The organism is Acinetobacter sp. YH01024, from assembly GCF_013420195.1.
GTDB lineage: Bacteria > Pseudomonadota > Gammaproteobacteria > Pseudomonadales > Moraxellaceae > Acinetobacter > Acinetobacter amyesii.
Genome location: NZ_VOYQ01000043.1, coordinates 20,741 through 28,331 on the forward strand (window position 1 = coordinate 20,741; position 7,591 = coordinate 28,331).

Consider the following 7,591-nt stretch of genomic DNA (forward strand, 5'->3'; position numbering starts at 1 on the left):
TTAAAATCCACTAAACCACTGAGAAGACGGTGGAATATAAATTGGATCTGGCTTTGGATATTTTTTCGCTTCCTCAGTTCTTCTTTTAATCTCCTCTCTACACGTATCATCACATGTGTAATTTCTACAACTCTCAAACCTTTGGCTAGTAACTCTTGCTTCCCCCCCTGTAGCACCAACTGACGCCACATAGCCTCTAGTAATCCATGTATACCATCCTACTGATCGAGCTTTTCCTATATGTGTATTACCAACTGAAACACCTTTTACAACGCTTAGCGCAACTCCTTTATCTACCCAATCCCCGTTAAAAACATCAGGTTCAATTCTACTAAGCCCATCTTCAAACGTTACAGAATTCATGCCAAAAGCGCCAACAGAAAGCCCTTTGGAATAACCTACTCCCCCAGCATAAATTTGTACTTTTGCTCTTCGCCCATTCTTGCACTCACTCGTTAGGGTAAAATCCCCCCCATTAGCAAATGCTAAACTTACTTGGTATGCACTGCCCGTCCACTGTATCAACCCTAATGGATCCACCCACAGATTCGGATCACTTACATAACTACTATTATTTACCCCCCCAAATAAGCCAATTGGATCCTTACTCAAATACCTTGCACTATGTGGCTCATAATATCTGTAACGGTTATAATGTAAACCTGTTTCACGATCAAAGTATTGTCCCTGAAATCGGATATTGGTTTGTTCAAGTGAGTTTTCACTCGCCTTGATCCCTAAAGAAGTGCCCCATGTATCCTGTTTGATTTCCCAAACGCATTCACCTAACTCATTACTTAGTGTTTGTGGTGTACCCACTTGATCACAATGATAAAACGTAACCCGTTCTAACTCAGCCTTATTCTTCCGTGTTTCAGTTTTCCATACAGGGTCTTTATAAACTGAGTAAGGTTCTGTTTGGAACTTTAAGTAATCTGGCGTTTCGATTAATTTAATAAATCCTGCATAGCCTGTTTGTAATAATGGTACAAGGCTATTCGGCTCATAAACATAATGTTTGGTATATTGTGTTTGTTCATTACTGGATTGTTGTGACTCCCAAATCATTAAGTCACCATCCCAACCAAATAACGTTAAGCTGTTTTCTATCGGGCTATGTTTATATAAGCGTCGCCCAAAGACATCATAGCCATAAGTCGTGACTTGACCATTATTGTCACTTCGCTCTAAACGATTCAGGTTATCCCAAGTCAATTTAAGCGTTTTACCAGCTTGGGTGGTTTCAACCACATTGCCCAGTGCATCGTATTTATAGTGTTTGCCTTGATATTGCGTAATCAGGTTATTTTTCACTTGTGATGATTGTGTCGCAATCGGGTCAATCAAGTTACCCGCTGGGTCAAAGGCAAAGCTTTCTGTAAGTTGCGGACCTTGGCTTTTGATCAATCGTCCAATTACATCGTATTGATAGTTGAGTTGACCTAAGCGACTGTCCTCAACTTGGGTCAGTAAGTAGTTTTTATCGTATTGATAATGACGTTCTGCTTGATGCTGTACACGACCTGTAGTTTCTTGTTCTGGTCGAATAATTTGTGAACTCAGCAGACCGACATCATTATAATTTTTGCTTTGAATTAAGCCATTGGCGAGCATCCGCGCAGTTTCACGGTGTAAATCATCGCGCTGAAATGCCACCATGTCTTTTTTATTTAACGCAATGCCATAAATATGCCCTGAACCATAACTCAAATTGCTTTGAACCTGTCCATCAGGGCGAATCGTTTGAGTTAAATTTCCCAGCACATCATATTCATAACGCAGCACAGCCGTCAGCGGAGTTAAATGCGGCACTTTATAATGCTGATGCTCACGGACCAATTGGCCAAGCGCGTTGCGATAAAAATCGATTTGACTGTCTTTATTCGTCGCCTTACTCAACTGATGATTCAGGTTGTATTCAAATTCTTCTGTTTGACTTACACGAGTTTGTACATGGGTATAAGTTTTTGAAGCGATTGCACCATCAGCAAAATATGCAAATTGAGTAAACACATTCGGCTGACGGATTTGGAACAGCTGACCGTTTTCATTGTAGCTATAATATTTTTCTTCGCCATCGAAAGCCTGTTCACGTGCCAATTGACCATAACGGTTATATTCAAATAAATATTCTGCATGGTTTTGATTGATCAGCTTTTGAATACGGCCTTGCTGATCCCATTGGTAGCCTATTTGATGACGGTTCGCATCTATACGCTGTTCGAGCAACCCAACTGAGTTATAACGATACTGCGTGCTTAAACCTTTGGTATCCGTATGCTTCAGCAAGCGCCCTTCTTCATCATGCTCAAATTGTTCCTTTAAACCATCAGGATAAACAATTGCTCTAAGCTGACCTTTGTCTTTACCTTCTGAGCTGTAGATATATTTGATTTGCTGCGCAGCAGCAGACTGCTGGGCCGTCAGTGCGCCTTCTTCATCGTATTCCCATGCGCTTTCTTTACCTGAACAATCGCTATATGCGGTCATTTGCCCCAAATCATTGTATTGAATTTTTTTAGAGCCGCCTTTGGCATCAATGATTTCTACAACTTGATTATCGTTGTTGTATTTATATTGCGTGCTATGACCTAAAGGATTAATTTCCTTGGTGACATTACCATCCGCATCGTATTCTTTTTTCCAAATATTCCCTTCTGGATCTTTAGTTTCCGTCAAATTTCCTGCTTTATCATATGCAAAGCGGATCATACCGCCATTCGGCTGTACAATTTTAATCAGCTGATCTTGCTCATTATAAATTTGTTCAGTTTCTAGGCCTGCAAAATCAATTTGACGGGTAATGCGTTTTTGACTGTCACGAGAGAGCCATTTTTCACGGCCATCGGCTAAGCGTGTGCGATAGGTAAAACCATCTAAATCAAAGTAGTAATAGGTCGGCACATCATAAGCATCATACACAGCAACTTGGCGCAGTCTCGGGTGCCACTCCAAACGTGTTTTAAAACTACCATCATCTGCCCATTCTGCGATGGCTTTGGCATTCGCCTCTTTTGATTCATAACGGATATTTTGCCCACGACCAGTACGGTCGGTATAGCGAGTCAGTTGATGCGCATCATTATATTCATAGCTGCGCACGTGGCCATTTTGATCTACAGCCTTAATTAAATTGCCTTGCGTATCATATTCATAACGTGACACTGGCTCTGCCTGTTCATCCACAAAAGCAGCGATAACTTTTACTTGATCATTAAAGGCAAACTTGAGTTGATGCTTGCCTCGTTTCAATTGAAAATCAATGCCTTGTAGATAAGCCTGCTGCTCAAACAAAATATAACTTAAAGCAACTTTTTCATCTGTTTCTTCATTAAATTGCTGAATCAACTGATAGTGTTTTCCGCCATTAAAGCTATGGAAATGAAAACTCCACGCTGAACCAAAATTTAGTAGCAAATCTTCATTTTCTAAAGGTTCTACCGTAAAGCCTTCATAAGGCACCGTGTATGCTTCATAGGTAATTGAATCTGGTAGCTGATGCTTGCGCCCATTACTATCAATAAACAAATAGCCGTTTCTATTTTGGATGATGACATTCGAAAAAGGCATCATCCAACGCGCGCCCATGAGGCTTTGGTCAAACTCATACATTTGCGAGTTATATTGACGCTTAAAGCTGAAACCCACTTTAGGCAAATTAAAATCGGTGTGATTGACTCTTTCCGCACCTATAGCATAACTAATACTATTATCAGTTGCTGAGTCACTAGGTGTAGCATCCTCTCTTAGAATCGAACAAGTCGAATCATTCAATGCGTCAGCCTGTAAAGCTAAAAACTCTAAAGTATCGCCCGTCGTATGCTGCTCATGCTCGCCAGTTTGATTAATCGGCACACTGGCATTGGCTTTGTTACCTTGAGTTTTAATGGCTTTTAAGGTTTCTTGAATTAGCCATGCCAAACTGTATTTTAGACCTGCGTTAGCTTGACGTTGAATTTCATTTGGAAATGAACTCAATGCCTGAGTTGCTTGAGTTTGTAGCAGCGTGCCTGTTTGTTCTTTCCTTATTTTAGGTAGCATATTGGCAAGTGCGCTGGTTTTACTTAAATCAATCAGCGGTTTTGCCCAATTGCTAAATTGTTCTGCCGGATCTCGTTTTTCAGCACTTGCACCAAAGCTAATAGTCGGTGAAACCAGCCCCGACTGAATAGGTGCTGCAAAAGTGTTTAATATTGATGTTCCTAAATTTGTCGCACCTGAAAGCAGGCTAGGTAGTTTGGCCTGTGTTTCAGTCAGAAACTTTTCTAAATCTCCTGCCATTTGTGCATTTAAATGCAAAGACATGCGACGGATATCAGCTTCTTTGATCTTACCATTTTGCGGATATAAGCATTCAGCCATGAGTCCCAATAAAGGACGTAAAGCCATACGTACATGAGCTTCAGCTTTAGGTTCTAAATACAAACCTATCAGGTTCATACTCAGCACTGCTATTTTTTGTACAGCGGCATCCCCTTGTTCTTGCTCGGTGGCAAATAATAACAAGTCTAAAACTGCCCCAGATAATGCAAAGATATTCGCTACAGTCGGAACATTTGCATTAGCTTTTAGCTGCTCAAGGCTGGTATTTCCACACGCTTTTAAATAATCCTGAATTTGATGTGCTATAAACTTATGATCTTCAGTATGCGTCACACTCTCTAAATTGAAAATTGCCAATTCTACGGCTGGCTTATTTATTGTCTGTTGTTCTTTTTGAACATTTTGATCAGTTGTCATGTAAAAACCTATTACTCAAATTCTAAATATTTAAAATTGTGTTTTGCTGTCGCTCTTATGAAGTACTAACCATTGTTCTTTTTCGGTCGTGTGGTTTCACTGTAAGTGAGGTAAGGACTTGAATATTGTTTCCGGTCCACCCAATCATCTTCACTAGCAAGGACAGGTATCGCTTTTTCTGGTACAGCTTCCGCTACTTTTATTTCAGGCACTTTAGGCACTGCGACTGGTGCAGCTGTCACATTCGTAGGCGTTGCAGAGCCTTCTCGAATGGTTTCCGTATAAGTCAATGCGCGTGTAGAATAAGAAATTTTACGACCCACAATATCCTTATCAATAGTTGCTTGAGAGTTCTGAACTGCGGCAGCAGTTGACCCAGAAACGATGCCGTTACTCATTCCACTTCCACCTAATACGCTGGATAAGCCTTGTGCACCCTGACCCAAACTTGCCATTTGTGAAGCAGAAAGTCCCAAGTTGAGTTTCGATGAAATTGCAGATAGTGCGGAATTGGTGACTTGGTCTTTAAATTGATTTAATGCCTGTCCACCTAGATCTTTTAATGCATTTTTTCCGATATTTTTTAAAGAATCGGCATTTAAATTAAAGAGATTATCTTTTAACTGTGATGTTAAATTTTGCCCCAACGACCCGAGTGCATTCTGAATCAAGTCTGAAGCTCCCGGTACAACGTTTTCTGCCCATTGATAGTCACGCTTAAAATGACTCGCTGAATCCCAAGCACTTCGAGGATCTTTGTCAAACTCAACTTTAGCCGGTCCTGGTGCAATACCCGTTACTTGAGCAAAGCCATTGCCGTCTAATTTTCCTGTAACTTGCTTGCCCAAAGCATCAATCACTTTAAATCCAGTTCCGCTAAAGAAATCTTGACCACCATAGCTCTTAAGCAGTTCTAAGGCCCCTTTCATCGGATTAGAAGCAGGAAGTTGTGCAGACTTGCTAGCACTCGATGCTGGTTTAAATAGATGCTGCCCTGCATTTACTTCAAATTTACCGCCTGTCTTAGCAAAAATTCCCGAGCCATTTAAAGTAATTTGGGAAGTAGCTCCTGTGATCACAATCTCTTTCGGACTGCTAATCTCTATTTTGTCCTCAGTAGAAGAAATCGTAATTCCTTTTTTTGCCAAAATATCCAAAGCATCAGACTGCGCCTGAATTTCGACTTTACTTTGCGCTGCTATTGCTTTAATACCACCTTGAGCTGCAAATAAGCTAACCTTACCTAAAGCTTGTCCCACAATATTTTTTTGCGTACTCAGGTTAATGCTATCACCGGCAATTTGGTTGATCATGCCTGTTGCTGATAAATGAATATCCTCTGGTGTACTCAGTGCAATACCATCCACTGAGTTAAGTAAAAGAATGGCTTTTTTAAATTTAGCGATATCTTTTTCTATTTCACTGGCAAAAGCTTTGAGCTGTTCAACAGATTCAATTTCATCTGTTTTTTGTTGCTTTGCAATATCACTTAAAGACTTACTATTACTATGACTCGTCTCCAGCTGTGTTCTTGCAATCTCTGCATCTAAATGTTCACCATTGGCCTTTTCCTGTTTATAAGTCGACACCAATAAACCTTGTCCAGCCCGAACCGCCCCCCATTGATCGGTCCGCAGCTCAAAACCTTCCCCCCGATCTTCACTTTCTGCTTTATCTTTTGGATGACTGAGCTTACCGAGGTTCAGTTGGCTCGCACCATGACTACTTTGCAACTGCGTACTGATTTGCCCCGTGGTGTCATCAAAGCGTAATTGACCAAATCCCTCTCCCGCCACTTCTTTGGAACGAATTCCCGCGAGTTTTTTGGTATCTGGTAATTGTCCTTTATTGTCAAATTTGGTGGGACTACGCTGCGCTTCATGAATACGCCCCGCGACAAAAGGTCGGTCAATGTTGCCATCAAAGAAATCAACGACAACTATTTCACCAATTCGAGGTAAGAAGCGTGCGCCATAACCTTCGCCGGCCCAAGGCGTCAGTACATCAACCCAAGCCGAGTCTGTGTCATTATTGTTCGCACCTGCACCACCATCATGGCTATGATCATCAGAACGGGTAAACAGAAAACGGACTTTTATCCGCCCCCATTCATCAACATGGATTTCTTCACCGGCAGGCCCCACAACTTTAGCACGCTGCGGATGTGTTACTGGTCGATGTGTAAGTGGATTAAATTCAGGAACGGTCGTAATATTTCGACGTTGCAAAGCTAAAGTATTGGCTTGGCGTTCATCCGCATCGCTTTGTTTGACTTGCCACTGACTTTGATGGATCAGTTGTGTAACTTGATCGGTTAAGTCTTTGGGTAAATTATTTTGGTTATAAAAAGACTTAGATAAAATCAAAAATTCTTGATCGGCACCACGATGCTGGTCAATCTCTGGATGCTCATCCAATTTGAACCAATAACCAACTTGTGTATCACGCACGGTACTTTTAGCAATAAATTGTTTGGCTTGAGCCGCATAATAATCACTAAAATTTTGATTGAGACGTTCAACTTGAGCACTATTAGAGGCAGTTGCAGCATCTTCACCATTCAGATCTTGTATCCATGCAGGGCTCACATGCCATGCCTGCTCTAAGCTTAAGCTCGCATTATCTTGATTTTGACTATGTAGATGCTTGCTTTGTACTGCACCACCACCCTCGTCCTGTTCAAGCACATCCGCCTGCCACCGCTGCACATGTACCGACGTCGGCTGCAGACTGCGCTGACCGATAAAACTGGTCATACTGTCATTTTTTTCAGTCGCACTACTGCGATGAAAACGGATATTACGTCGCTCCAAAGCTTGATATTGACTATTATCATCAATCAAACGTAGCT

2 protein-coding genes are annotated in these 7,591 nt (G+C 41.4%); both read right to left on the bottom strand.

The features are described 5' to 3' along the window. Positions 1-4,740 carry an RHS repeat-associated core domain-containing protein gene (locus tag FTT88_RS14095; protein WP_180004531.1) on the bottom strand — a complete coding sequence of 1,580 codons (4,740 nt, stop codon included), beginning with the start codon at positions 4,738-4,740 and terminating at the stop codon, positions 1-3. Positions 4,741-4,805: 65 nt separating this feature from the next. Then, positions 4,806-7,591: type VI secretion system Vgr family protein (locus FTT88_RS14100; protein WP_180174049.1), on the bottom strand; the 2,786-nt coding region annotated here is incomplete at its 5' end.

Coding starts and splice junctions, on each gene's coding strand:
- FTT88_RS14095 (WP_180004531.1), bottom strand. CDS start 4,740: ATGACAACTGATCAAAATGTTCAAAAAGAACAACAGACAATAAATAAG.